Here is a 26153-nt window from a genome sequence, read left to right as displayed (position 1 = left end):
GATTCTCCCCAGCCGTCTTCGTTCTTCCGAAAGTCCTGCAATGATCACCGCCTCTGCGGATCCGGGTCTCGACAAGCCGCCTCGCTTCGAGCTGCGGGTGGCTCTCGCTTATTTCGCCATCTTCGCCTCGAGCGGCCTGCACCTGCCGTATTTTCCCTTGTGGCTCGAATACCGGGCGCTGACACCGACCGAGATTTCGATCGTCCTTTCCATGCCGCTTTTCGTGCGCGTCATCGCCGCGCCGCTTGTTTCAATGCTCGCCGACCGGTCCAACGACCGGGCGCATATCCTGACGACAGCAACTGTTATTGCGGTCATCGTCGCCGCCTTCTATTTCGTTCCCTTCGGCTTTGCCGGCATATTGATCGTATCGCTGATGCTGGCGCCGCCATGGACATCGCAAGTGCCGCTCGCCGATACGATTGCGCTCTCCGGCGTGCGCCGTTATGGAGCGGATTTTGCGAAAATGCGGGTTTGGGGATCGATTTCCTTTCTGCTTGCCTCCTTCGCCGGCGGCGTCTTCATCCAGTATTTCGGCGAGTGGATCATCCCCTCGGCTCTGCTGGCCACACTCATTGCCGCATGCGCCATGAGCTTCGTCGTCCCGCGCATCGGCAAGCCGCGCCGGCTCTCGCCGCTTTCGGATGTCGATATTGCCGATGCGGGCAGGGCGCTGCGGCGTCCCGCCTTCGTCACCTTCTTGATCGCAACCGGTATCACGCAGGCGAGCCATGCTTATGGCTACAGTTTCTCTGCGATCTACTGGAAGTCGATCGGAATTGACGAAACGGTGATCGGCGCATTATGGTCGATCTCGGTTGTTGCCGAAGTGATCATGTTCACGATGTTTCGACGCTTGTTCGGAAAGCTTCACCCTGCGCGGGTGCTGATGATCGGCTCGGCCTTTGCCATTTTTCGATGGGCCGCGTTTCCGCTGGTCGCCCCTTCGGGATTGGGTGTCGCGGGCTTCTTTCTCATCCAGAGCCTCCACGCTTTCTCATTCGCGCTCTCATTTCTCGGCATGCAGAAGATGATTGCGCTGACGATCCCCGAGGAACGCGGCGGCACCGCCCAAGGCCTTTCGACATTCTTCATCGGAACCTCGCTGGCCATCGCCACGATGGTTTCGGGGCCGCTCTATGCCAGGACGGAAATTTACGGCTTCTATGTGATGGTTGCGCTGGCCGCCTGCGGTCTTGTGCTTGCGGGCGTGTCGCTGCGGCTGGAACAGAGGCAAAATTAGCCCCAGAGATCGCGGCTCGGCGGGAAAACCCGGCTGCCCTCGAACACCAGGCCCGGCGCTCGATCCTCCTTGAGAATCAACGGACCGTCCAGATCGACAAAATCCGCGTCCTGGGCGACCAGCATCGCCGGAGCCATCGCGAGCGAGGTTCCGACCATGCAGCCGACCATGACGCCAAATCCAAGCGCGCGGGCGGTTCTTTGCATGTGCAGCGCTTCCGTCAGGCCGCCGGTCTTGTCGAGCTTGATGTTGATGCTGTCATAACGGCCGATCAGGGCCGGAAGATCGTCGGTGCCGTGCGCACTTTCATCGGCGCAGATCGGAACAGGGTGCGGTATCCTGGAAAGGATCGCATCCTTTCCAGCGGGCAGCGGTTGCTCGATCAGCACGGCGCCGGCCTTCGCCGCCGCCAGCATGTTTTCGATGATATTTGCATCGGTCCAGCCCTCGTTGGCGTCGAGGATAATGCGGCTTGCCGGCGCTGCCGCCGCCACCGCCGCAATGCGCGCCGCATCGTTATCGCCCCCGACTTTGACCTTGATCACGGGCCTGTCGGCGAAATTCCTGGCCGAGGCTGCCATCGCTTCGGCTTCGCCGAACGACACCGTAACCGCCGTCGTTAGTTCCTGGAGAGGAGCGAGACCGGCAAGGGCCACAACGGAGGTTCCGCTGCGCTTGGCTTCGAGGTCCCACAATGCGCAATCGACCGCGTTGCGGGCGGCACCGGCCTTGAGCAGGGCCGGCAGGTCATCGCGTGTCGCGCCGTTTATCAGTGCGCCGCGCAGGGCTTCGATCTCGGCGCACACCGATTCGAGGCTCTCGCCATAGCGCGCATAGGGCACGCATTCGCCTCTTCCAATGAATGGGCCGTCGGTCAATGTGCAGATGACCACGGCTGCCTCGGTCTTCGATCCACGCGAGATCGTGAAGGTTCCGGCAATGGGCCAGCGTTCAACCGAAATCGAAATTTCCAGCGCCATTGTTTGGGCCCTATCCGAAACTATTGTTCAAGTGACATCGGTCGAGAGACTCGATATGTGTGTGTGATGTTGACCGATAGAGCAAACAATTCAAGTGCTTCTACCGCCGCGCCGCCCCACGTCGAATTCCAGAAGGAAGGCGACGGCGCGACTGTTGCGCTATCGGGTGCGTGGACAACCCGCAATGTCAGGCGTGTCGACGAGCGCATGCGCGAAATCGAGCGCGATACCAGCATTTCCAAGCTTGTGATCGACCTTTCCGGCATTGAGCTCCTCGATACGGCAGGAACGTGGCTGATCGAGCGCCTGCGTACGACGCTGCAGGAGGCCGGCAAGGACGTCAAGATCGAGGGTCAATCGGAAAGCTGGGGCGCGCTCTTCGATGCCGTCGGCGAAGTTGCGACCACGCCTGATGATTCGCCGCCGCCCGAGCATGTATCCCTCACGGTGCGTTTCTTTGCCGCAATCGGACGCAACGTGTATGCGTTTGGCGACGACTTCGTCAAATCGATGCACATACTCGGCGCTACCGTTCGCGGCGCGCAAATGAAGGGCAGTCGCCGGGGCAGCATTCGCCCGGCGGCGATCGTGCACCAGATCGACAGCATGGGCATTGGGGCCATTCCGGTGGTCGTGCTGATGTCGACGATCATCGGGGCGATCATCGCGCAGCAGGGTGCATTCCAGCTCCGCTATTTCGGCGCGGAGATTTTCGTCGTCGATCTCGTCGGCATCCTGGTTTTGCGCGAGATCGGCGTGCTTCTGACCGCGATCATGATCGCCGGCCGCTCCGGCAGCGCGATCACTGCCGAAATCGGTTCGATGAAAATGCGCGAGGAGACCGATGCGCTGACGGTCATCGGCCTCAACCCGGTCGGCGTGCTGGTATTTCCCCGCTTGGTCGCGCTGGTCATTTCGCTGCCGCTTTTGACCATCATCGCTGATTTTGCCGCGCTTGCCGGCGCCATGACCATTACCTGGGCCTATTCGGGAATTCCGCCAGATGCCTTTATTCAGCGTCTGCGCGATGCCATTGATATTTCGAGCTATCTTGCGGGCTTGATCAAGGCGCCGTTCATGGCCATGATCATCGGCGTCATGGCCTCGGTCGAGGGCATGAAAGTCGGTGGCAGCGCCGAGTCGCTTGGCCAGCGCGTGACCGCATCTGTTGTTAAATCCATTTTCGTCGTGATCGTGGTCGATGGCATTTTTGCCGTATTCTACGCATCGATCAATTTTTAAAGCCGGAGATTTAAGAAGACCCAATGACGCCGACAGCGCAGCAGGAAAACGGCAACACCGAAGAACGAGACATCATCCTGTCGGTCAAGGATGTGAGCGTTTCCTTTGGTCGGTCCAAAGTGCTCGATAATCTCTCACTCGATGTCTATCGCGGCGAAATTCTCGGCTTCGTCGGCGCGTCCGGCACGGGCAAGTCCGTGCTCATGCGCACGATCCTGGGGCTCAACCAGAAGCAATCGGGCACGATCAGCATTTTCGGCCACGACATCGACAGCGCGAATGATCAGGAGAAACTCAGCGTCGACATGCGCATGGGCGTCCTGTTCCAGCATGGCGCGTTGTTCTCGTCCTTGACTGTGCTTGAAAACATCCAGGTGCCCATGCGCGAATATCTCGATATTCCCGAAAGGCTGATGGACGAACTCGCGCGGCTCAAGATCGAACTCGTCGGGTTGAAGCCCGATACAGCCGAGAAATTTCCGTCCGAACTCTCCGGCGGCATGATCAAGCGCGCGGCGCTGGCGCGGGCGCTGTCGCTCGACCCCGAGATCGTCTTCCTCGACGAACCGACGTCCGGCCTTGATCCCATCGGCGCTGCCGATTTCGACGAACTCATCGCCAACCTGCGCGATACGATGGGTCTCACCGTCTACATGGTGACCCACGATCTCGACAGCCTGTTCGCGGTGTGCGACCGAATCGCTGTATTGGGAAAGAAGAAGGTTCTTGTCGAAGGAACCATCGAAGACATGTTGGCGTTTGACGATCCGTGGGTTCAGGAATATTTCCGCGGCAAGCGTGCGCGCCAGATCGTCAATGACGGCAAGACAAAGCGCAGATCAGAAGGCGTCCGAGCGGCGGCGGTATCTGAGCAAGGGCAAAAGGGTCAGGTAAGCTAACGCATGGAAACGAAAGCCAACTATGTTCTGGTCGGTGTTTTCACGCTTGTGATCTGCGCCCTTGCGTTCGCGTTCGTATACTGGATTGCGCGCTATGGCGATCGCAGCGAGACAGCGACCCTCGAAATCCGTATTCTCGGCTCGGTTACAGGTCTTTCCGAAGGCAGCCAGGTGCTGTTCAACGGCATCAAGGTCGGCACGGTCAAGAAGCTCTCGATCGACGACAATAATCCCGACGCCGTGATTGCGCAGACGGAAGTCAATGCGACGACGCCGATAACACGGTCCACGCAGGCGACGCTCGGCTTTGCCGGCTTGACCGGCCAGGCCTTCATCGAACTCAAGGGCGGCAAGCTCAACGAGCCGAACCTCCTCGAGGAAGCGGCCAAGGACGAGCAGATTGCCCGCATGGACGCCGACCCCTCCGTGGTCAACAACCTTCTGCAAAAGGCGCAAACCATTCTCGAGCGCGTAGACGGGGCGGTCAGTTCGATCGAAAGCTTCATCACCGAGGTCAAGGGACCGCTGGTCGACACGGTCAACAACACCAAGAAGTTCACAGATGCGCTCGCCAAGAATTCCGAGGTCATCGACAAGTTCAGCCAGAGCGCCGAGGATGTGCAGGCGGTCGTCAAGGAAGCGCGCGAGATGATGGCCAAGCTCAACACTGCTTCGACGCGCGTCGATGGCGTGCTTGCCAAGCTCGACACGCAATTGTCCGATCAGGACGGCAGCGTGGTCCGCGAGGCGCGTGAGACGATGAAGTCATATCGCGCGGTTGCCGATAATTTGAATGCCCGGCTTGGACCGATCACCGACAATATCAACCGCTTTTCGGGTCAGGGCCTGCGTGACGTTCAGTCCCTCGTCAATGAGAGCCGCCAGTCGGTGCAGCGCATCGAGCGCGCGATCACCGATCTTGAGAAAAATCCGCAGCGGGTCATTTTCGGCGGTAGCGGCAGCGTTCCTGAGTATGACGGACGCACACGCCGTTGACTTTGGTCGATTCGCAAAGCATGAAGGTTAATAGATATTTACAGTTCGTTTTGCTTCGTTGGGGGGCATTGGTGAGTTTCAGGACCGTTCCCGCGTTACTTATTGCCTTGTCCGTTTCTGGCTGCGCCAGCAGCAAGAAACTTGACACGTTTGATCTCTCCAGCCCGTCGCCTGCCGTATCGGCCTCGCGCAAGCAAGGCAGGCAAATTCTCATCGCTGCGCCATCGGCGCTGAAAGCGCTTGATGGCGAGAATGTCGTCGTGCGCTCAGGCCCGCATTCGATTTCCTATTTGAAGGGCGCGCAATGGGCAGACCGGCTGCCGAGCATCGTCCAGTCGCGCTTTGTCCAGGCTTTTGAAAGCACGCACCGTCTAGGCGGCGTCGGCCGCCCGGGCGACGGACTTGCTATCGACTATCAGGTGCTCAGCGAAGTGCGCACCTTCGATATCGATGTCGAGCGCGGCAACAATGCCGTGGTGGAAATCGCCATCAGAATCCTGAACGACAAGAATGGCACTGTGCGCGCATCACGGGTTTTCCGGTCGTCCTCGCCCGTCAGCGGACCGGGCAACGATGCCTATATCTCTGCCCTCGACCGCGCCTTTGATAATGTGACGTCCGATGTTGTCTCATGGACGCTGTCGGTCATTTAATTTTTCGAACTTACGAATGCATTTGCCCAGCAGTTGTTTTTAAGTTGGATTGCCGATGTATCGCCAGCAATCGTTTCTGCAAATTGTCAGGCATCTATCCGTAACGCAGATGGTATTTCTGGCGGTTGCGGGATCGACGGCGATAACCTGCTCGTTCTTCGCGGGCCGTACCGCCGGCAAGACCGAAATACACGCCGAAAGCCGCGAACTGATTGCCGGCTTTGAACGGAAGGTTGCCGACCTGCAGCACAGTCTCGATAGCGAGCGGGAGCGGGTGGGGCGGTTTTCCGATGCGAACCGAAGGCTCTCGGGCGACGCCGATGCCTTGCGCGAAAAGCTTGGTTCAGTAGTGCAGAAATTGCACAATAAAGATCGGACGCTCCAATAAAAAACGCGGCCCGAGAGCCGCGTTTTTTCACTTGCACGTTATCCCCACCTTAGCGCAGGCGGTTACTCGCATGCGCCAGCATCGTATAGACCTTGCCGGTATCGGACGTCAGGTAATTCTGCGTTGTGACATTGTCGCGGTCGTTGCGGCTGACATCTTCGAGCAGGCGCTCGAAATCATCCATGTAACGATCAACGGCACGGCGGAACTCGCTGTCGGCCTGATACTTGCGCTTGATCTCGTCAAAGGTCTGCTGGCCCTTCAGCGTATAGAGGCGGCGGGTAAAGACGTTGCGCTCGCCAGCACGGTAACGCTGCCAGAGTTCCACGGACGCTTCGTGGTCGATGGCGCGCGTAATATCGATGGACAACGAGTTCAGCGATTCCACAACCTGGCCGGGGGAACGCGTCTCCGTTGCCTTGGCCTTTGGCTCGGACGGGCCTTCATCGCTCGAAGCGCGGCGAAGGAGATCCGAAACCCAGCCATTGCCGGCAGGGCGGGGAGCAGCAGCGCGCGCGTCGAGGCTGCCGCGCAGAGGCGGTGCGGCAGGGGCAGGCGCCGGCTGTGCCGCGGGTGCCGGAGGCGTGCGCTGCGGCTGCGGGGCGACGGTTGCCGTTGTCCGGCCGGCGGTGGCCGTGCGTGCGGCGCGGCCTTCACCAACATCGGTCAGGCGACCCGACTTCTGAACGATTTCAGAGAGTTCCTTGAGCGCGTTGATCTGTTCGGAAACGGCCTTGCGCATCTGGGCGGTCGATTGCTTTGCCTCTTCCGGCATATCCATGACGCCGCGCTGCAGTTCGGAGCGGGTCTCTTCGAGTTCCGCGCGGATTGCCGCGGAGGAGCGGCGGATTTCGTCCGTTGCGGTCGCAAACTTCTGCGATGCCTGTTCCACCACTTCGGAAATCGAATTGCGGATTTGCTCGGTGGTCTGCGAGGCGCGGCCTTCGGCCCGGTCGAAGGCCGAGGAGACGAGCGTTTCAAACGAACGCATGGTCTTCTCGATGCTTTCCGACTTGGAGATGAGGCCGGCGGCAAGCTTCTGCAATGCGTCCTGGCGCTCGTCGAAGGTCGAGGCGAGGTTTGACTGCGACGCATTGATCAAGTCGGAAGCCGAGTTCAGCATCTTGCCATGTTCGTCAAAGCGCTTGGCGATCGAGGCGATGTCGGTGAGCGTCGACTCCGAGAGGTTCGAGAGCTTGCCGAGATTGCCGTCGATAAGGCGTGTCGACGTCTGGAAGGACTCGGCGGCCTTGGTCGCGTTTTCGGCAAAGGCCGTGGTCGTGTCGAGCAAGCGGCCGTCGATATCGCCCAGGTTCTTGGTAGCCATGTCGATGAGTTCGCCAAGCTTCGCGTTGGAAGCGGAGAGACGGTCGATGAGGTTGCTTACGTCGTCGGTAAGGCCGGCCTTGGCGGCCTGTACCGCCGTGATCGTTTCGGCCGTGCGGCTGGCGATCGCATTGATAAGCGCGGCATTCTCGACGCGCAGGCGTTCCGTTGCCGCAGTTGTCGCTTCGACAAGCTGCGAGGCAAGGGTGCGGCCATTGTCGGCAAGGCTGTCGACGAGCGGCTGAGCCGTATTGTCGAGGATGCCGAGGATCTCCTGCGAACGGGCGGCGAGAACCTCGTTAAGTTCGCGGGTGCTTTCGGCGAGCTTCGATGCGGTCGAATCCGTTGCTGCCGAGAAGCGGGCTTCCAGAGCTTCGAGATTGGCCGCAGCTTCGCGGGCCCGCTCCCCAAGACGACGCTCGGTTTCTGCAAGGCTCTCATTCATGCGCTGGCTGAAGGCCTCGCCATGACCGTCGAGAGCCTCTCCAGCCTTCTGGGCCTCGCCGGTGAGCGATGCAGCGGCGTCGGTGATCTTGTCACGCAGCGTGCGTGCCACGACCGAGGCACTCTGTTCGAGCGACTTGCGAACGTTCTCCACACCCATGGAAAGTGCGTTCTCCATGGTGTTGGTGCGCTCGTCGATGGTTCCGCCGTGCGTTTCGAAGGCCTTGGCGAGAACGTCCGCGCTGTCCTGCAAGACAGCCTGCAGCGCAACCGTGCGGTCACTGATCGTGCTCGCCTTGTCGTCCAGGGTCTGGCCGAGCAGCGAATTGCCCTGTTCCATGGCTGCCCGGATTGAGGCGATGCGGTCATCGAGCATGCCTGCATGGGCATTCAACGTATCGCCGATGCGCGAGTCGCTGTCGGCGAGAAGCGCGCGGATCGCCGCCGCCCGCTCTTCAAGCGCGCCGACATGCGAGGCAAGCGTTTCGTTGATCTGGCCGTTGCTGCCGTCGAGCACGGAACGGATATCGGCCGTACGTGCCTCGAGGGCGCCGATATGCGACGAGAGCGTGTTGCCGATTGCGTTGTTGCTGTTGTCGAGCACCGAGCGGATATCGGAGGTGCGCGCCTCGAGAGCGCCGATATGCGAGGCAAGCGTATCGCCGATGGAATTGTTGCTGCTGTCGAGCAGCGAGCGGATATCCGATGCGCGTTCTTCGAGCGAGGCGATGTGCGAGGAGAGGGTGTTGCCGATGGCATTGTTGCTGCCGTCGAGCACCGAACGGATACGGACGGTACGCTCTTCGATATCGCTGGCATGATTGGCAAGCGTATCGCCAATGCGCGAATGCGTGCTGTCCAGCGCGGCCTGGATGTCCGCGGCGCGGGCATCGAGGGACGAGGCGTGGGAGGCAAGCGTGCGGTTGATGCGCTCGTCGCTATGGCTCAGAGCCTGCTCGATACCGGACGTGCGGTCCTCGATCGCGCTCGCATGGGTATTGAGCACATCGCTGATCCGCGCATCGCTGTTGACGAGGGCAGATTCGATACGATTGGTGCGATCGTCGACAGAGTCGATGAAGCCGCCGAGCGTATCGTCGATGCGTGCACCGCTATTGAGCAGGGTGGTCTGGATCTCGGCATTGCGTGCATCGATCGCTTGGGTATGCGCTGCCAGCGTGTCGCCGAGCTTGATATCGCTGCTCGATAGGGCGATCTGGATTTCCCGGTTGCGCTCATCGAGGCTCTTGGCGTGATGGTCGAGGGTCTGCGCGATCTTCGAATGCGTGTCGACGAAGGCAGCGCGCATGCCGGATGTGCGATCGTCGATGATCTTGGCATGGGCGTCGAGCGTCTGGCCGATACGGGAATCGTTGGCGTTGATCGCGGCCTCGATGGTTGAACTGCGCAGGTCGATGGTGCGTGCGTGTTCTTCGAGGGTCTCCCGGATCTTGGCATCCGTATCCGAGAAGGCGGCATGCATGCCAGACGTGCGGTCCTCGATCGCCTTGGCGTGCTGTTCGAGCGTTGCGCCGATACGGGCGTCATTGTCGTCGAGGGCCGCGCGCAGGCCGGAGGTGCGCTCTTCGAGGGAGCCAGCGTGACTGTCGATGATCTGGCCGATGGCGGCGGTGCTCGTTTCGAGGATCGAACGTAGATTGGACGTGTGGTCGCCGATCTGGCCCGCCTGTTCGCGGATGATCGAAGCTGCGCGTTCGGTTTCGCCCGAAAGCGTGGCAGCGAGCGCTTCGCGATTTTCCGCGAGGCGGTCCGCAAAGGCATTTGCATTGGTCGAGAGCAGGCTGCCGACCGATTCCGAAAGGCTCGACAGGTCGTTGCCGATCTTCGCCTTGGTTTCGTCGACGATGCCGTCGATGGAGGCGCGCCCATCCGTGAAGGTCTTGGCGATGTCGCGCGTGCGCTCGATCAACTGTTCGTTGATCTGGCGGGCACGCGCCTCGAGCGCGGAATTGAGGCGTTCGGTGCTCGTATCGAGCGACTGGGCGCGGGTTTCGAACTCAGCCAACAGCGAGCGGCCGCGTTCGTTGATGGTCGCGTCGAGACCGGCAAGGCGATTGTCGAATTCGCCGACCAGCGTCTGCGTTGCGTCGCCGAGCAGCGACAACATGCTGCTGGTCCGCCCATCCAGGGTGTCGGCGAGCTTGAGGCTTACCGCGTCGGTCTGCTCCGAAAGGGCAGCGATGCGCATTTCCAGAAGATTCGCAAAGGCTTCGCCGGATGTGCTGATCTTGTGCGAGATATCGTCGGAGCGTGAAACGATGGACTCGGTGATCGCCTGGCCGCTCTGGGTAAGCCGATCGATAAGGCCTTCGCCGGACTGGCTGATCGACATTGTGAGGTTTGTCGAAGCATTGGCGATATTGTCGCGCAGCGCGTCGCCGGCGAGCGACAACTCTTCCTTGAGCTGTTCGTGCGCGCTCGAAATCGAGGCACGTACGCGCTCGGCATGGCCAATAACGGATTCGCGTTCGCCGCCGAGACGGTCGACGAGGGTGCGGATGCGATATTCATTATCCGTATAGACGCGTTCGAGCTGGTTGACCTCGGTCTGGACCAGCGTCTCAAGTTCGACGGCGCGTGCCAAGGTGCGCTCGACGCCTTCGCTCATCGCGGCAACTTCGCGGCGTACAGCCTGACCGAGTGACGCGACGCGATCGGATGAGAGCATTTCCGGCTCTGACAGGCGCATGGCGGCTTCTGCCATCGAGCGCGCTGCATACTGCATTTCCTGCGCGCGGCGCACCATGAGAGCAAAGGCCCAGAACAGCATGATCGGCACTATGATCGCGACGGCAAGGCCGATTGCATATGGAGCAGCGGCAAAGTCGGACAATGAGCGGATCGAGCGCAGCCCCGGGAAGAACGCATTGCCTACGGCGAGCACGCCTGCAGCCCACAATACGCTGACGATTGTGGTTGGCAGCGCATAAGAGCGCGGCATCTGTGCGGCGGGCGTCGAGGCGCGGGCAGCTGTTGCCTTTTGCAACAGGTCGTCGTTTGCCGGCTTGAAAGTCTGCGACGGCACGGCAGGCGCCTTGGGCGGGGCCGGCGGCGCTGCGGGAATGGGGTTCGCGGCCTTGATCTGCGGCTTTGGTGCAGGAAGCGGTGCAACATTTGCGGCAGGGGCAACGGGAGCAGGGGCAGGTTTGGTTTCAGCCACCAGCACAGGTTCGGCATCCGGCGTCAAATTGTGCTTTTCAGCCGCCAATTCCTGCGCCGCCTGCGAAATCTGGGCTTCGAGGTCGCTCAAGGACAAAAGATCATCGTCGATCGGCGACAGATCCATATCCATGCCGAGCGTCGATTCGTCGAAATCGATTTCTAGCGCCTTTTCAAGAGCTTGGCCGAGTTCGTCTTCGGTCTTGGCTGCTTTGCTTCTAGGGGCTGTGGCCATGTTTACCTCACAATATTGGGCGGTTGACCACATGCGAAGTCCCCCGCGCCATACTCATTACGCCGCTACTTTATCGTACTGACACATGGATTGGAAAGAAACAACGGATTCGGCAAATGCTTAAAAGTTTAAACACAAGGTTAACGGGAGGCGGCGTCGGTAAAAATTTAGGTGCTATCGCCAAAGCCAGCCCGCCTCTCTGTGCCCTGCCTTTGTTTAGATGGCTTCAAGAAGGCGCAACAGGGGTTGATTTATCGTTGCAAGCGTTCGTCCCAATTAAAAACGGCGCGCCCCGTTCTGGCACGAAAATTGCTGACTATGGATACACGGAAAAGAGTCTGCTGCCGGATGCTTTATCGGCAAACTACGTGTTTTGAGTCATTTTTAAGCGCAAACGCCACATATTGGGTGAAACTGGATGATTTATAGAACAAAGCATATTGCACAAAAAACATGCATGGCTGGCATGATGATGATATTTTTATCGGCGTGCGATCAAAGTGATACGGAAGGGCGGGTCACGGCGGCGCCAACGGTCGAACCCGCAGCGGTGGCTTCGACATTCGAAACACCGAGCGATTTGAAGGAAACGGCGCCTGCAAATCCCAGCCCGACGGAAGGACCTGTTGTAGGAACGGTCACCCCCGTTCCGGGAACGGAGCCACACGATCCGCAATTGGGTGGCGGCGAGACAGTTCCGCTCACCGGGCCCACCGACACACAAATCGTAATGCCCGCTGCGGAAGAAAAAGTGGTGCGATTCACCGAAATCGCCCCCGACACTATCGGCGGCGCAACATTTAAACCTTCGCCCGCCCTTGAATATGATCTCGGCAATCTGGTGGCGTCGACAGCCGGCCTTGAAAGCGAGGATACTGATTATAACCCCGCCACTTCCAGCGACGATCGAGTTTTCATCACCCCCATCAAGGGCTCCATCCGCTATCCCACGCCGCTGAATTCAACCGCAACGGCAGGACGCTTTCCGCTCATCATGTTGCTGCATGGGAACTATTCAAACGCGGATCCGAGCTATAAAGGTTATGATTATATCGCTCAGGATCTGGCTGCGCACGGTTATGTCGTGGCTTCGATCGACGCCAACTGGATCAATTTCGGCAGTGCGATTGATGGAGACGGCTCCAGCCAGTCGCGTGCGCAGCTCATATTGGGCACGCTCGATCGGCTGCGCCAGATCGATGCATCGGGCCAGATCGGCGCAGACAATCAGCCAGGTCCACTCGACGTGCTGAAAAACAAGTTTGATTTCGGCCGTATCGGCCTCATGGGCCATTCCCGCGACGGACAGGGTGTCTCCTACGCCATCAAATTCAACCAGACACGCCTCGGGCTGACCGAGGCTGATCTGCGCACCGCATTGATCGCCGATCCTCGTCTCTTTGTATGGGAATATCGTGGCCTGCTTGAAGCGGTCATACCGGCAACCGAGGCTATACCGGCCACTCCAAGAAGCCCAGCGGTCGCGGCAGAGCCGGCCAGGATTGACGACGACAAATTCGCGGCGGCCGTCAAGGAATACAATATTTTCTATGCCGCCGGGCGCGAGACGGTAAAGCCCTATGACTTCAAGGCCGCCTTCATGCTGGCCCCGACTGATTTCGATGGCAATCTCGGTATCAACAATGTGCCGCTAGCCGTCCTGCTGCCCGGTTGCGATGGCGATATGAGCAATCTTCAAGGAGCGGTTGCCTATGATCACAATCGCTTCGGCCCGATAAGCGATATGGCGCCGCGCTATCAGATCATGGTCAAGGGCGCCAACCATGATTACTACAATACCATATGGCTAGAAGACGACTTTGGCGCCGCTCCGACAAAATATTGCGGGGCAGCCAGGCAGGATGGGATTCGTTTGAGCCAGGACGATCAGCGCCGCAGCGGCAACTTCCTGATCAGTTCCTTCATGCGTTATCATGTCGGCGGCGAACAGAAATTTGCCGCCTACTGGAACGCGGCCGCTCGCCTGCCGAACGCCGCCTGCCCCTCCACCGACGGTCCGTGCGATGAATGGGTTGCCCTGAGCGTGCAGAAGGGCGCTGACAAGCGCAAGCTCATCCAGCGTTTCGAGCGCAGCGACAGTATGGAGCGCAACGAACTTGGCGGCAGCTACAGCTTGAGCGGTTTTGATGACGCAGCCTTCTGCACGATGGGGCTGGGCAGCACAGGAGTATCGGACTGTAAACCAGGCCGCTTGGAGCATTTTGATTATGGTGACGGGATTCGCCCACAGGGATTCCTTTCAATTGCCGATCATCTCGAGCTTGCCTGGAGCAAGTCCCATGCTTCGATTGCCACGGATCTGAAGGGTCTTTCCGCCAAGTCGTACGATACGCTGACATTCCGTATTGCTGTCGTGCGACCTACAGGACAGGAAGTCAACGTGACGCTGACCGACAAAAGCGGCAAGGCAGCCACCGTTGCAGCAAGCGCTTTTACCGACGCCCTCTATAATGTCCCGCGCAAAATGGAAAACGGGCTGCCGATGACCGACGATCCCCGCGATGCGCCGTTCGCCGATCGAAAAATGGCTTCGTTGCTCAACATGGTTGCAATCCCGCTCAAGGCGTTCGGCGGCATTGATATGACCGGGCTGAAGGAGTTGAAGCTCAGCTTCCCCAAGGAAAGCGGCAAGGTGGCGGTTCAGCCGGGAAGCACCGCTCTCAACCGTTGCCCGCAAGTAGCGCATATTAAAATCCCGCATCCCGCTTCTGGCATAGTCCGAGGCGGGATGCGCATCTTCAATCGCATATCTATAAGACTAGGCGCGGGCAGCCGCATCAAGCCGAAGAACTAGAGCGGCCCAAATTTCAGCAAAACATCAAAATTTACCGAACGTTCACCATAATCCTTAAAACGCCCGGCGATTGCCAAGTTTTAACCTTGAATCAGCGCAATTTGATGAAACTTGTTCGTTCATTCGTAAACGTGTTCTGGAGAGTAGCAATGGCACAACAGGCGGCATCGATGGCATTCGCATTGCCGGGCGGAGAGCAATCGCTCCCTTCGCGCAAACGACCGATCGACCTCGTTCACCTGACCCGCGAGACTTTCGGCGACCGCACGCTCGAAACTGAAATTCTCGGCCTCTTTTCCCGCCAGACCAGCAGCATTGTCGACCGGCTCGCCCATGCGACACCTGACGAGCGTGCGCGGCTTGCAAAGTCGCTCAAGGGTTCGGCCCGCATCATCGGCGCTTTCGGCGTTGCCGACGTGGCTGAAGCCATCGAATATGCGCCGGCCGACCTGAGCAAGCTCAAGGAACTGCGGCCCATCATCGACGACGTGCGCGACTATATCGCTGCCATTACCCGTTGAGGCGTAGCTTCCGACATAACGTAGCCCGGTGCCGCGCGTGCTCGGGCTGCGTCAGGGAGTGCAATTGACTTCCCGCCCCAAATCCCTATGTCAGCGATAAAATTTCCTGCTTGGGGCATGCTATGGCGAAAATCACGTTTGTCACTTTTGATGGCGCACGGTTCGAAACGGACGCAGAAAACGGCTCGACCGTGATGGAGAATGCGATCCGCAATGCGGTGCCGGGCATCGATGCGGAATGCGGTGGCGCCTGTGCCTGCGCCACGTGCCACGTCTATGTCGATGAAGAGTGGACGGCCGTTGCGGGCGAACCGGAAGCCATGGAAGAAGACATGCTCGACTTCGCCTATGACGTGCGTCCCAATTCGCGCCTGTCCTGCCAGATCCGCGTATCCGACGATCTCGACGGTCTCGTGGTGCATGTTCCCGAGCGGCAGGCCTGATATTTTCTCATCGATGGATTAAAATCGCCGATCGGCGCGCCATTTTACGGGTGGGCGAGGATGCACTCACTTGACCTTGGTGAATGCAGTCGCTACGCGCTGTGCAGCCCGTGCGTCCCGTATGCACCAGCCAAGATCCCAATTTCGTCTGCACGGCATACAGACCTTCTGGCATAAGGAATTTTCGATGAGCGAAGTTATCAAAACCGATATTGTCATCATTGGCGCCGGCCCCGTCGGTCTTTTCGCGGTGTTCGAGCTTGGCCTTTATGACCTGAAATGCCACCTCATCGACATTCTCGATCGTCCGGGCGGCCAGTGCGCCGAGCTCTATCCGGAAAAGCCGATCTATGACATCCCGGCCTGGCCTATCATCAGCGGCCATGATCTCACCGAAAAGCTCATGGAGCAGATCAAGCCCTTCTCGCCGCAATTCCATTTCAACCGGATGGTTACGAAGCTGGAGCGTCAGGCCGACGGCGGTTTTCATGTCGAAACCGACGAGGGCGAGGTCTTCGAGGCCAAGGTGGTCGTGATCGCGGCCGGTGGTGGCTCATTCCAGCCCAAGCGCCCGCCAGTTCCCGGCATCGAAGCCTATGAGGGCAAGAGCGTGTTCTATTCGGTGCGCCGGATGGAGGAGTTCCGCGACCAGGATATCCTCATCGTCGGCGGCGGCGACTCCGCGCTCGACTGGGCGCTCAACCTGCAGCCGATCGCGCGCAGCCTGACCGTCGTGCATCGCCGCGCGGAATTTCGCGCAGCGCCCGACAGCGTCAAGAAGATGTTCGAACTCGTCGAAAGCGGCAGCGTCCGCTTTGAGCTTGGGCAGGTATCAGGGCTCAAGGGCGAGGACGGGCAACTCAGTCATGCGACGATCAAGGGCAGCGAAGGCGAAATCGATATTCCGGTCACGCGCATGCTGCCGTTCTTCGGACTGACGATGAAACTCGGACCGATTGCCGATTGGGGGCTTAATCTGCATGAGAATCTCATTCCGGTGAATGTAGAGAACTTCGAAACGTCGGAACCGGGCATCTTCGCCATCGGCGATATCAACTGGTATCCGGGCAAGCTGAAGCTCATCCTTTCCGGCTTCCACGAAGCCGCCCTGATGACACAGGCGGCAAAGCACATTGTCAGCCCGGGCGAGCGGATCGTCTTCCAGTACACGACGTCTTCGACAAGTCTGCAAAAGAAACTCGGCGTCGCCAACTAGGCCCGGTTACGGCGTCTTGCCGAACTCGCGGATCAGGCGGTAGCTCAATAGCCGCCCGAAGCGGTCCTCGAAATTGAGGGCCTCGACCTTGTCGAACTGCACCTGGGCAAGGTCGTGCTGCTTCATAAGTTTCGCGGTCAGCGTGCTGATATCGTTCTTCAATGTTGCGCAGTCGCTGCGCCAGGGTAGCGCTTCGATCTGGCGTTCCATATTGCCTGCCGCGGTGCGGGCAATGGAGATGTGGCTTTCCTCGTGCCGCTTGATATCGGCTGACAGTGTGTCCCAGATCATCGCAAGATCGGCCGGCGCGGTGCGCCGCTGCGCCCAGCGGGGCAGGTAGACATGCGCGTGGACGATGATCGTCGCATCGACCACACGACAGGTCTTGCCATTGGAGCCGTACTTGATGCGGCTTTCGAAGCGCATCTTGGTCATCCCCGGATGGCGCTGCCCGGTTTTCTGCAGGACCGGTCCGCGGCGGTATAGCTCGCGGTCGAGATCCGCCGCCGTCTTGCCGTTAAGGTTGAAGTATTCATAGCTGCGCAGGACGGTCGCTGCGTTGGCAGGCTGTGCTGCAAGGACGATCGCTGTGGCAAACGCTGCAGCTTTAGCAAAAATACGCATGATCTGTTCCTGTGTTCCGGCCAAGTCTGCCCGATCCAGACCCTATCGTCAAAAACATTGCGGATGAATTGACGCCGTGCGCGTTCTGTTCAAAAACAGGGGAATGTGAAGGGAGTAAGGCGATGGATTGGAATTGGAAGCTCGGGCATGGCCGCACGCTAACGCTTGGGAACCGCGCGCTGATCATGGGCGTCCTCAACGTTACGCCGGATTCCTTTTCCGATGGCGGCCAGCACTATTCCCTGGACCAGGCGCTGGCCGGAGCCCGGCAGATGATTGCCGAAGGCGCCGATATCATCGATGTCGGCGGCGAATCGACCCGCCCGGGCGCAACGCGAGTAGAACCTCACGTGGAACAGTCGCGGGTTCTGCCGGTCATCGAGGCCCTCGTGAAGGAGAGCGACGTCATCATCTCCGTCGATACCTATCGCGAAGAGACCGCGCGGCTCGCCGTTCGCGCCGGCGCCCATATTGTCAACGATGTGTGGGGAGTCCAGCGGGAGCCTGCCATCGCCGACCTTGCCGCCGAGACGGGCGCGGGGCTCGTCATCATGCATACAGGGCGCGAACGCGAGCGCGATCCGGACGTCATCGTCGACCAGTTCGCGTTTCTCAATCGCTCGCTCGAAATCGCCAAGCTTGCCGGCGTTGCCCGCGAGCAGATCGTCCTTGATCCCGGTTTCGGCTTTGCCAAGGACACTGCGGAAAACATCGCGCTTATGGACCGGTTCGCCGAACTTGCGGCATTCGGCTATCCGTTCCTTGCCGGAACGTCGCGCAAGCGCTTCCTCGGCGCAACGTCGGGCGGCGATGGGGAGCAGCGCGACGTTGCGACGGCGGCATCCTCGGCTATGCTTCGTCTCGCCGGCGCCGATATTTTCCGCGTGCACAACGTTGCAATGAACCGTAGCGCCCTTGCACTCGCCGATGCAATGCTTGCTGCCCGGCGGGAACGCCAATGAAGCAACCCATGCACAAGGCCTGGCTTGGCCTCGGCGGCAATATCGGCGACCCTGTGGCGGCCATGGCGCAGGCGCTGCGTGCGCTTGATGGACGCGAGGATACGGATGTCGTCGCTGTTTCGCCGGTTTACAAAACGCCGCCCTGGGGCAAGACCGACCAGGCCTCGTTCCATAATGCCTGCGCCGAGGTTTTGACCGCGCTGGAGCCAGAGGCGCTGCTTGCGACCTGCCTCGACATCGAGAAAGAGATGAAGCGCGAACGCATCGAGCGCTGGGGACCGCGCATCATCGATATTGACGTGCTTGCCTATGCCGGATTCGAGACTTTCGCGAGTCCGACCCTGGTTCTGCCGCATCCGCGCATGACCGAGCGGGCCTTCGTGCTCGTCCCGCTCGCCGATATCGCCCCGGGTCTGGTGGTTGCTGGCAAGCCGATGTCGCATTGGCTAGCCCGTTGCGACAAGGCCGGGGTGGAGGAAGCGCTGGGCGATTCCGGCTGGTGGCGCGAAGGGATTTGAGGCGCCACCATTGATCCTGGGTCAGCCCGCGGCAAACGCGAGGTGATGGAGAAGGGGAGGTTCTGGGTACGCGAAAGGGGGCCGAAGGTTCAGTTCTTTGCGATACTTCCGACAGCCACCGAATCGACGCGCTTCAAGGAAACCCCGACAACGGGGATAAGCTGGTCTTCAAGGCGAACGGATATCGTCACGTTCATCGTGTTGTCGCTGGTGAATTTTGCCTGCATCGCGCCGGTGAGCTGCTTTCGGCTGATCGAAAGGACGACGCGGTCGCCGGCGACATTGCCGCCGGTGATATCGAGGCCTTTGCCGGCGGAGCCGTCAAGGAAGGTGCCCTTATAGCTATTGCCGGAGCGGATGACCGTCGCCTTCATCGGCTGGTTGAAGATGCCGACGCGGCAGCTGCCGTCGAGCGTCATGCCCGGCTTCTCTGCCGGCGTTGTTCCGTCAAGGGTGCAGGTGAATTTCGTGCCCTTGTATTTACCGGCGACGATCTCGCCCGGTCCGGTCCATTGACCCTCGACCGTGCGGAAGAACTCGGCATCGTTGTCCCTTGCATGCGCCGGCGGCGCGAGAAGCGCGCAGGCGAACAGGGACAGGGCAGCGGCTGTTGCGCTTCTCTTCATCGGCGGGACTCAACACAAATCATTGGAATAGGTACGTGGGGCGATCATGGTCCGGAATGGTTAACGGAAAGTTGCCGCCCACAGAAAACGTGTCGCGACGAAGATTGCAACCAATAATTGGCGAACGCGGCACTATTCCTTTTTCGTTCCGCCGATACGGGCCAAATCTCCGATGAAATCGCCGATATTCGGGCGCCGTTCGGCATTGAAGGGAAATGGCCGCACCAGATCCATCGCAGAAATGCCGATGCGCGCCGTCATCAGGCCGTTGATCACACCTTCGCCGAGGCGTGCGGAAAGTTTAGCGGCAAGCCCATGGCCGACCAATTGCTGGATGATCGAATCGCCCATGGCAACGGTACCGGTGACGGCAAGATGCGCGATCACATTGCGCGTCAGTCGCAGAAAGCCGAGCGTGCCGGGCCTGCCGCCATAAAGTTCCGACAGGCGCCGGATTAACCTCGCGGATTCGAACACGACGTAGCCGATATCGACCAGAGCGCGCGGACTGACCGCGGTGACGATGGAGACGCGCTTGGCAGCAGCAAGGATCATGTCGCGTGCCTGCCGGTCGAGCGGGCGCAGCAACTCGGTTTCGCTAAGGCGGATCAGGTCGCGACCATCGATGACCTCGTCGCGCAGATCGTGGAGCAGCGCGCGGCCCTTGGCCGTGGGCGGCAATGTCTCGGCGATCGCGACGAGCTTGCCGACGACGGCCTTTGCTGCGCGGCTGTCATTGCCCTCGGAAGCTCTCGCTGCCTCTTCGCGCAAATGTTGCACGGACGCCAGCCGGCGCAGGGCGAGCCCCTCGCGCAGCACGATTCCCACAAGCGCAAAGGCTGCAAGGAAAGCAACGGCAAGCGCCAGCCAGCCGAGCCAGGGCGCTCGTTCAAACAAGGTGCGGATAAGATTGTCGGCCCATAACCCCAGAGCAAGCGATACCAGGATGCCGAGTGCGCCGGTGAAGAGCGATGCGAAAGAAAAGCGCGACTTGCGGGCAAGGGCAGGCGGAGGCGTCAGCGCGTCGAGTTCATTGGCAACGGCGTCATCGGCGTCGAAAACATCGACGGCCGGTGTGATCACCGCAACATCCTTGATCGCTGTCGGGCGGCGCACCTGTGATTTCGGCGCGCTGGCAGCGTGCCGCGTTTCCGCTGCAGGTGCTGGGTCGAGGCGAAAGGCTGCGGGCTTGCGCGAGTTCTGGTCCGTCATGCGAGGCGATCTCCGATGAGGAACTGTAGGGCGCGATCGAGCCGGATATGCGGCAGTGATAGTGTTATACCCTCGGCGGTGCGTTCAAGCTTGGGGGGCCGGAAGCGAACGAAGCGAATGGCCGGATCGTCGGTGGGGCGGTCCGGAACTTCAAAGATCGAATCCGGTTTTGCCGGCAAGTCACCGGGAAATATGGCAGTTTCAGTCTTGCCGTCGAATGTCTCGTCATTGATCGTCTCGCCCTTCAAGGGCGTACCGACGATCACGGGCAATACCTCCCTGCCTTGGGTCACGGTTGCCTCGCGCGTCGTGCGAACGGCGGCCATGGCGAGCACATCGACGCTTGCACCCGAAAAATCGGCCCGGCTCACCGCGCGGTCGACGAGGCGGCGCACGATGGCCTGAAGCCGGTCGTGGCTTTCATGGTGGAGATGGTCGGCCTTGGTTGCGGCAACCAGGATGCGGCTGATGCGCCGCTGCACCAGTCCTGTCAGGAAGTTTGTGCTGCCAGGGCGAAAGCATGAGAGAATTTCCGTCAACGCCCTTTCGAGATCCGCGACCGCGGCCGCACCGGCATTCATGGCCTGCATGGCATCGACGAGAACGATCTGGCGGTCGAGGCGGGCGATATGCTCGCGGAAGAACGGCTTGACGACATGGGTCTTGTAGGCCTCGTAGCGGCGCTCCATCATGGCGGCGAGTGTCCCGGGTCGATGCTTGCCATCGGAAAGGCCGGGAAGCGGCGCGAAGGTAAGTGCAGGCGAACCGTCGAGATCGCCCGGCATCAGGAAACGGCCGGGCGGCAGGGTCGAAAGCGCCCGTTCGTCCGCCTTGCCGGCCTTTAGATAGGCGGTGAAGCTTTTCGCCAGCTTCTGCGCCAGCATTTCGTCGGCCGGGCCATCGGCCTCGGCGCCGGCTGCCTCCTGAAGCCAGTCGGTCGCGACATCGCGGTGGCTGGCGAGTTGAGCCAACTCAAAGGAATCCCTCGAAAACTCGCTGTAGGATTTACCGAGAAGCGGCAGGTCGAGCAGCCACTCGCCCGGGTAGTCGACGATATCGACGGAGAGCTTGCCGCCCGAAAACATGCGATTCCACATCGAGGCGGATTCAAATTCGATCGTCAAACGGAGTTCAGAAATGGCTCGCGTCGATTCCGGCCATATGCGGTCGTCGATCAGCGCCTTCAAGTGTTCTTCATATTGGAAGCGCGGCACGGCATCATCCGGCTGCTGCTCCAGATAGGCGCGCGCGATGCGTCCGGATTTCTGCGCTTCGAACAGCGGCAACCGGCCGCCATGGATCAGATTGTGGACGAGGGCGGTGATGAAGACTGTCTTCCCGGCACGCGAAAGGCCGGTTACGCCGAGGCGGAGCGACGGCGAAACGAGCGCACTGGTCCGGTCGGCCAATGTATCGAGCGCAATTTTGGCTTCGTCGGTAAATGTCGTCAGTGTACCCAATTCTATCGTCCCATGGCGCGGTCACAGTTTCAGCCATATGGGACGAAGCCCGGTCGATGGCAAGGAATTGACGTCTTAGAGGTGATGTTCGGCGGGTGAGAAGAACGCCTGAAGCATACCGGTTCCCGGGTTAATTTCGGCGAGAGGGGCTTCGAAACTGATGACGGCGAGGCCAGCGGTGGGGAAACCCGATACGAGGTCAGGGTGTGCCGGTGATTTTGCCTGGTCTATGAGCGCGATCGCAAGCTCCTCCATCATGGGATTGTGGCCGACAAGCATGACGGAATTGGCGGTTTCGTGTTCGAGGCCGGCCATGCGCACGCTCAAAAGGTAGCCATCGGCGCCGCCCGAGTAGAGCTTTTCGGCGTCTTCAAGGATAAACGGTAGTTCGAGACCGATATATTCAAGGGTTTGCCGGGCCCGGATTGCAGGTGAACACAGGACGATTTCGGGCCGAAATCCAGACCTCTTGAACTCCTCGCCGACGACCTTGGCAGCTTCGATGCCGGCAATATCGAGTGCACGGTCAAAGTCCTTCTGACCGGCCGAGGGCCAGAGCGCTTTTGCATGCCGCAACAAAAAGACCTGACTCATCTATCGATTTCCCAGCGCTAAGATGCCCTTTAGAAGTGGTTGCACGCTTCTTCGAAAGACGCAATTGCTGGATTCAGCTGTGGCGCAAATGTCAAAATAATCAAATAATTGTGCAAAAGGCGCCTGCGGAAATTCTGTGCTGCATGCGTTTTGGGAGTGCAAGCTACAACTCCCAGTAGAGTGTAAGAGCTATAAAAGGCCGCGTTTGGCCCCGAAAACCAATCATTTCGGTGCAGAAAATTCGAACATCCTGCCAATTTTGCCAATAAATTGAGCAAATTCCTGCCATTTGTTTCTGCGATTTACATGTCTTTTTGTAGTTGTGTGCCCATGTGACACGACCTATATAGGCCTCCTCGCGTCTCATAGGTGCAGGGTGATTCAAAGATGAATGAACTGATCGATCTTGACTATAAGCCCACGGATGACGAGCCCTTCATGAGTGATCGGCAGAAATCCTATTTTCGTGAAAAACTCATCAACTGGAAAAACGACATTCTGCGGGAGGCGCGCGAAACGCTTGAGATCCTGCAGCAGGAAAACGCCAACCTGCCGGACATAGCCGATCGCGCCTCGTCCGAAACTGACCGCGCCATCGAGTTGCGCGCCCGTGACCGCCAGCGCAAACTCATCTCGAAGATCGACGCCGCTTTGCAGCGTATCGACGACGGAACCTACGGCTTTTGCGAGGAGACCGGGGATCCGATCAGCCTGAAGCGTCTTGATGCACGGCCGATCGCAACGCTTTCTATCGAAGCTCAGGAACGTCACGAACGACGCGAGAAAGTTTACCGCGACGACTGAGCGGAGAAAATCAAAGCACCAGAGAAAGGCCCGGTTTTCCGGGCCTTCAGACTGCTGACGAACCCGCCAATTTTTCCGGCGGTTTTTTTGTTTTGTGGTGATGCGCTTTTCTGTCGGTGTTTTGAGGGGCGGTGCGGTGTTGTCGGTATTGACCTGATGGGCCTCACGCCCAGGCCGGTTTGGGCGCTTTCGCCAGTGCCATTGCGATCTTCTTGATATTCTGGGCACTGGCCGCCAGCAGACATTGCCATCTGACCTTGATCAGGCCGCGAAAGCGGGCATAGCGGTGGCCATGCAGTTGCTTGGCGTCGGCAAACGAGCGCTCCACCGTCTCCTTTCGCCGTTTGTAGATCGCCTTGCCCCAGAGCGTCTTGCGATGGCCGTCGGTCCTGTCGCGTGCATCCTGCCAGACATGACGGGTGATCGTTCGCTCTGCCTTGGCATTTGACGTGCAAGAGGCCAGAAACGGGCAGCTTTGGCAGATTGCCGGGTCCGAGCGATAGTGCCTGTACCGTTGCGGTCAGTGGTGGCATAAGAGAGCAACTGACCCTCAGGGCACCGATAGCCATCGGCATCAGGCTCGTAGACGAACGTCGACTTGCGCATCATGCCGTCTTTGGGCGGGGTCGGATTGCGGTAACCCGTCACGCCAAGGATCGCGCGTTCCTCCAGCCCCCTGGCGATGCCGGCCGTCGCATAACCGGCATCCAGACCGACGGCGCCGACGTTCAGGTCGAAGCGGTGCCGCTGCCGGTCCAGCCGCTTGAGATAGACAATGCTGTCATGGACGTTGGCGGGCGTCACATGGGTGTCGGTGATGATCGCATGGCGGCCATCCACCGTGCGATGATCGAGATAGAAGAAGCCCTTCGGCTTGCCGTCGCGCACCATGTAGCCGCTGTCGGGATCGGTGCGCGAGACCTTGGTTTGCCTGGTCCCGGGCGCACGCGCCTTCTCCTTCAACGGCCTCTGGCCGTGGGCTGTCCGCTCCGCTTCGATGGCCCGGTCGAGATCGGCCCAGTAATCGGCCCGCGACTTGTGCAGCATCTCAACATCATACTTGCCCTTGTTGGCATTGGCCTTCAGGTGGGTCGAATCCGTGTAGAGCACCGTGCCGTCCACAAGGCCCCTGGCGATGGCCTGTTCGACGATCGCGTCGAAGATGTCCTGGGCAACGGATGTATCGTTGAAGCGGCGGCGGCGGTTCTGCGACAGCGTCGAGGCATCGAAAACCGCATCGGTCAGCTTCATGCGCAAAAACCAGCGATAGGCGACGTTCACCTCGATCTCGCGCACCTATTGCCGCTCCGAGCGGATACCGAACAGGTAGCCGATGAACAACGCCTTGAACATCAAGGTCGGGTCGAGCGGCGGACGGCCGTTGTCGGCGCAGTACAAGCCGGCAACCCGGTCGTGAATGAAGGAAAAGTCGATCACCGCATCGATCTTGCGAAGCAGGTGGTCTTTCGGCACCAGGCTGTCGAGCGTCACCATCTCGAGCGCCGTCTGTTCGGGAGCAGGTTTCTTCAACATGGCCCACTGAATCACAAACCCCCGGTCGTGACCAGGGGTTTGTCAGCAGTCTGAGGCCCGGTTTTCCGGGCCTTTCGTTTTTATACGGTCTATCGTTTTTCCGGCTTGGAGAGTTCGCCAAGGAGACGCTCCATCTCGTCCTCGATATTGTCGGCTTTCCTGGGCGCCTCGTCCTTGCCGGGTGCAATGTTGAGCTCGCTTTCAAGATCCGCCTCGAAGGCCTCGGAGAAGTCGATCTCGCCGAGGGTCACGTCGGGCTCCACCGTCTCGGCAGGGCCGACGTTTTCGAGCGTCGGTTCCTTATAGGTCGAAGGTGCAGGCGCAGCCGAGGCGGGTTCATTGCGCACGGCAAAGGGAAAAGCTGCGGCGGTGGTCGTGCGCGGTTCCGAAGGGCGCTCGCTTACGGGTGCGGGCGAAGGCGATTCCATCTTCGGTGCTGGCGGTTGCGGGGCGGATGCCTGCCGCATGACGCGAGGCCAGACGCCGTTTTCGGCCGCAGGCTCACTAACGGCTGGCGTCTCGACGGCTGGTGCGGCGAAGGAAGGGGCCTCTACTGCCGTCGCAACCGTTGCGACGCGTGCGGCTCCAGCTGCTGCGGGCAGCGGAGGAACGGGAACGGCGGCCGGCGCATGCTTTGGTGGTTCGGCGAGACGCAAATCCCGCTGCGGCGCGACCGGACGCTGTTGGGGCGGTGCAGGGCGCAAAGGGATTTGCGGCGCGGCCTGGGCGGTTTGCGCAGGACGTGACGGGGCGGGTGCCGCGACGGGCGCGACCGGTTCCGGGGCGGCGATCGGAGCAATCGGCTCCGGCTGCGGTTCTTCCACCGCGACTGGTCGCTTCGCCTCGGCTGCGGGCGCGGAAACGGGCGGTGCTATTGTTTCGTTGCGCGAGGGCTGCTTTGCGAACTGGCGGATATTCTGCTCGATGACCACGTCGCTCGGGCCGCCGATCAGGATGAGATGTTCCACATCGTCGCGCCGAACGAGCACGAGACGCCGGCGATTGTCGACGGCTGCTGCGTCAGTGACGGAGAGGCGCACCTGCCTGTTGCGGCCGCCGGCGACGAAGGTTCCGCCGGTTGCGCGCCGCAAGATGGCGAAAACGATCAGCAACAGCAGGATCACCAGGAGGAACAGCAGGACAAAACCGACAATGGGGGCGGCTGTGTCACCGACGATAGGGGCGAGCCAAGCGTTCATGACGAACTCTCCTTTAAGGTCTGCGAGCCCAAAACCTGTT

At 60.0% G+C, this 26153-nt stretch carries 22 protein-coding genes and 1 pseudogene; 14 read left to right on the top strand and 9 right to left on the bottom strand.

What is annotated here, in order from left to right; all coding sequences use genetic code 11:
* The first annotated feature begins 40 nt into the window (after positions 1 to 40).
* On the top strand, positions 41 to 1243 hold the full coding sequence (locus tag HQ945_RS09780) for an MFS transporter (RefSeq protein ID WP_174208057.1): 1203 nt from the start codon (positions 41 to 43) through the stop codon (positions 1241 to 1243).
* On the opposite strand, the gene dgcA is transcribed toward HQ945_RS09780, so the two are convergent.
* Positions 1240 to 2223, bottom strand: coding sequence for an N-acetyl-D-Glu racemase DgcA (gene dgcA / locus HQ945_RS09775; protein WP_113280604.1), 984 nt, complete (start codon positions 2221 to 2223; stop codon positions 1240 to 1242). The genes HQ945_RS09780 and dgcA overlap by 4 nt on opposite strands.
* Positions 2224 to 2289: 66 nt before the next feature.
* Between dgcA and HQ945_RS09770 the strand changes: the two genes are divergently transcribed.
* The 5 genes from HQ945_RS09770 to HQ945_RS09750 all read left to right on the top strand — a co-directional run bounded on the left by HQ945_RS09770 (position 2290) and on the right by HQ945_RS09750 (position 6401).
* Positions 2290 to 3465, top strand: coding sequence for an ABC transporter permease (locus HQ945_RS09770; RefSeq protein WP_027231678.1), 1176 nt, complete (start codon positions 2290 to 2292; stop codon positions 3463 to 3465).
* 23 nt (positions 3466 to 3488) lie between these two features.
* Positions 3489 to 4364: an ABC transporter ATP-binding protein gene (locus HQ945_RS09765; RefSeq protein WP_051614949.1), complete on the top strand. Its 876-nt coding sequence runs from the start codon at positions 3489 to 3491 to the stop codon at positions 4362 to 4364.
* Between the two features lie 3 nt (positions 4365 to 4367).
* Positions 4368 to 5360, top strand: coding sequence for an MlaD family protein (locus HQ945_RS09760; protein WP_027231677.1), 993 nt, complete (start codon positions 4368 to 4370; stop codon positions 5358 to 5360).
* 68 nt (positions 5361 to 5428) lie between these two features.
* On the top strand, positions 5429 to 6013 hold the full coding sequence (locus tag HQ945_RS09755) for an ABC-type transport auxiliary lipoprotein family protein (protein ID WP_027231676.1): 585 nt from the start codon (positions 5429 to 5431) through the stop codon (positions 6011 to 6013).
* A 55-nt stretch (positions 6014 to 6068) separates the two neighbouring features.
* The gene (locus HQ945_RS09750) at positions 6069 to 6401 is read left to right on the top strand and encodes a hypothetical protein (protein ID WP_155810877.1); all 333 of its coding nucleotides are present in this window, start codon (positions 6069 to 6071) and stop codon (positions 6399 to 6401) included.
* 49 nt (positions 6402 to 6450) lie between these two features.
* Here HQ945_RS09750 and HQ945_RS09745 read toward each other — a convergent pair whose 3' ends face one another.
* Complete coding sequence (locus HQ945_RS09745) at positions 6451 to 11586, bottom strand: apolipoprotein A-IV repeat region-like domain-containing protein (protein WP_174208056.1); 5136 nt, start codon at positions 11584 to 11586, stop codon at positions 6451 to 6453.
* Positions 11587 to 11702: 116 nt separating this feature from the next.
* On the opposite strand from HQ945_RS09745, the gene HQ945_RS09740 reads away from it, so the two are divergent.
* From HQ945_RS09740 to HQ945_RS09720, 5 genes are all read left to right on the top strand, one after another.
* Positions 11703 to 11963 (top strand): hypothetical protein, encoded by a 261-nt coding sequence (locus HQ945_RS09740; RefSeq protein ID WP_162737173.1) that lies wholly within the window; start codon positions 11703 to 11705, stop codon positions 11961 to 11963.
* 89 nt (positions 11964 to 12052) lie between these two features.
* Positions 12053 to 14401: an alpha/beta hydrolase gene (locus HQ945_RS09735; protein ID WP_174208055.1), complete on the top strand. Its 2349-nt coding sequence runs from the start codon at positions 12053 to 12055 to the stop codon at positions 14399 to 14401.
* 149 nt (positions 14402 to 14550) lie between these two features.
* Complete coding sequence (locus tag HQ945_RS09730; protein ID WP_091921969.1) at positions 14551 to 14922, top strand: Hpt domain-containing protein; 372 nt, start codon at positions 14551 to 14553, stop codon at positions 14920 to 14922.
* 122 nt (positions 14923 to 15044) lie between these two features.
* Complete coding sequence (locus HQ945_RS09725; protein WP_113280609.1) at positions 15045 to 15365, top strand: 2Fe-2S iron-sulfur cluster-binding protein; 321 nt, start codon at positions 15045 to 15047, stop codon at positions 15363 to 15365.
* 187 nt (positions 15366 to 15552) lie between these two features.
* Positions 15553 to 16581, top strand: a complete 1029-nt coding sequence (locus HQ945_RS09720; RefSeq protein ID WP_027231672.1) for an NAD(P)/FAD-dependent oxidoreductase — start codon at positions 15553 to 15555, stop codon at positions 16579 to 16581.
* A gap of 6 nt (positions 16582 to 16587) precedes the next feature.
* Here HQ945_RS09720 and HQ945_RS09715 read toward each other — a convergent pair whose 3' ends face one another.
* Complete coding sequence (locus HQ945_RS09715; RefSeq protein ID WP_027231671.1) at positions 16588 to 17205, bottom strand: DUF922 domain-containing Zn-dependent protease; 618 nt, start codon at positions 17203 to 17205, stop codon at positions 16588 to 16590.
* Between the two features lie 122 nt (positions 17206 to 17327).
* Here HQ945_RS09715 and folP point away from each other — a divergent pair, with 122 nt between their 5' ends.
* On the top strand, positions 17328 to 18167 hold the full coding sequence (gene folP, locus HQ945_RS09710; protein ID WP_113280610.1) for a dihydropteroate synthase: 840 nt from the start codon (positions 17328 to 17330) through the stop codon (positions 18165 to 18167).
* Positions 18164 to 18685: a 2-amino-4-hydroxy-6-hydroxymethyldihydropteridine diphosphokinase gene (gene folK / locus HQ945_RS09705; RefSeq protein ID WP_246272637.1), complete on the top strand. Its 522-nt coding sequence runs from the start codon at positions 18164 to 18166 to the stop codon at positions 18683 to 18685. Before folP ends, folK begins: the two co-directional genes overlap by 4 nt.
* 89 nt (positions 18686 to 18774) lie before the next feature.
* On the opposite strand, the gene HQ945_RS09700 is transcribed toward folK, so the two are convergent.
* The 4 genes from HQ945_RS09700 to HQ945_RS09685 form a co-directional block, all read right to left on the bottom strand.
* Positions 18775 to 19311, bottom strand: coding sequence for a hypothetical protein (locus tag HQ945_RS09700; protein WP_091921960.1), 537 nt, complete (start codon positions 19309 to 19311; stop codon positions 18775 to 18777).
* A 132-nt stretch (positions 19312 to 19443) separates the two neighbouring features.
* A complete protein-coding gene (locus HQ945_RS09695; RefSeq protein WP_113280611.1) occupies positions 19444 to 20523 on the bottom strand; it encodes a YcjF family protein in 1080 nt (359 codons plus the stop codon).
* Positions 20520 to 21983: a YcjX family GTP-binding protein gene (locus HQ945_RS09690; protein WP_113280612.1), complete on the bottom strand. Its 1464-nt coding sequence runs from the start codon at positions 21981 to 21983 to the stop codon at positions 20520 to 20522. Before HQ945_RS09690 ends, HQ945_RS09695 begins: the two co-directional genes overlap by 4 nt.
* A gap of 75 nt (positions 21984 to 22058) precedes the next feature.
* On the bottom strand, positions 22059 to 22577 hold the full coding sequence (locus tag HQ945_RS09685) for a SixA phosphatase family protein (RefSeq protein WP_113280613.1): 519 nt from the start codon (positions 22575 to 22577) through the stop codon (positions 22059 to 22061).
* A gap of 387 nt (positions 22578 to 22964) precedes the next feature.
* On the opposite strand from HQ945_RS09685, the gene dksA reads away from it, so the two are divergent.
* Positions 22965 to 23381, top strand: a complete 417-nt coding sequence (dksA, locus tag HQ945_RS09680) for an RNA polymerase-binding protein DksA (protein WP_027231664.1) — start codon at positions 22965 to 22967, stop codon at positions 23379 to 23381.
* A 163-nt stretch (positions 23382 to 23544) separates the two neighbouring features.
* Here the strand turns inward: dksA and HQ945_RS09675 are convergent.
* Together HQ945_RS09675 and HQ945_RS09670 are read right to left on the bottom strand one after the other, a co-directional pair.
* A pseudogene (locus HQ945_RS09675) lies at positions 23545 to 24914 on the bottom strand (IS1182 family transposase).
* An 89-nt stretch (positions 24915 to 25003) separates the two neighbouring features.
* On the bottom strand, positions 25004 to 26113 hold the full coding sequence (locus HQ945_RS09670) for a flagellar biosynthetic protein FliO (RefSeq protein WP_174208054.1): 1110 nt from the start codon (positions 26111 to 26113) through the stop codon (positions 25004 to 25006).
* Between the last annotated feature and the right edge of the window lie 40 nt (positions 26114 to 26153).

The sequence above is a fragment of the Phyllobacterium pellucidum genome, assembly GCF_013327855.1.
In the GTDB taxonomy this organism is placed as follows: domain Bacteria; phylum Pseudomonadota; class Alphaproteobacteria; order Rhizobiales; family Rhizobiaceae; genus Phyllobacterium; species Phyllobacterium pellucidum.
This window is presented reverse-complemented; position numbering and strand designations above follow the sequence as displayed.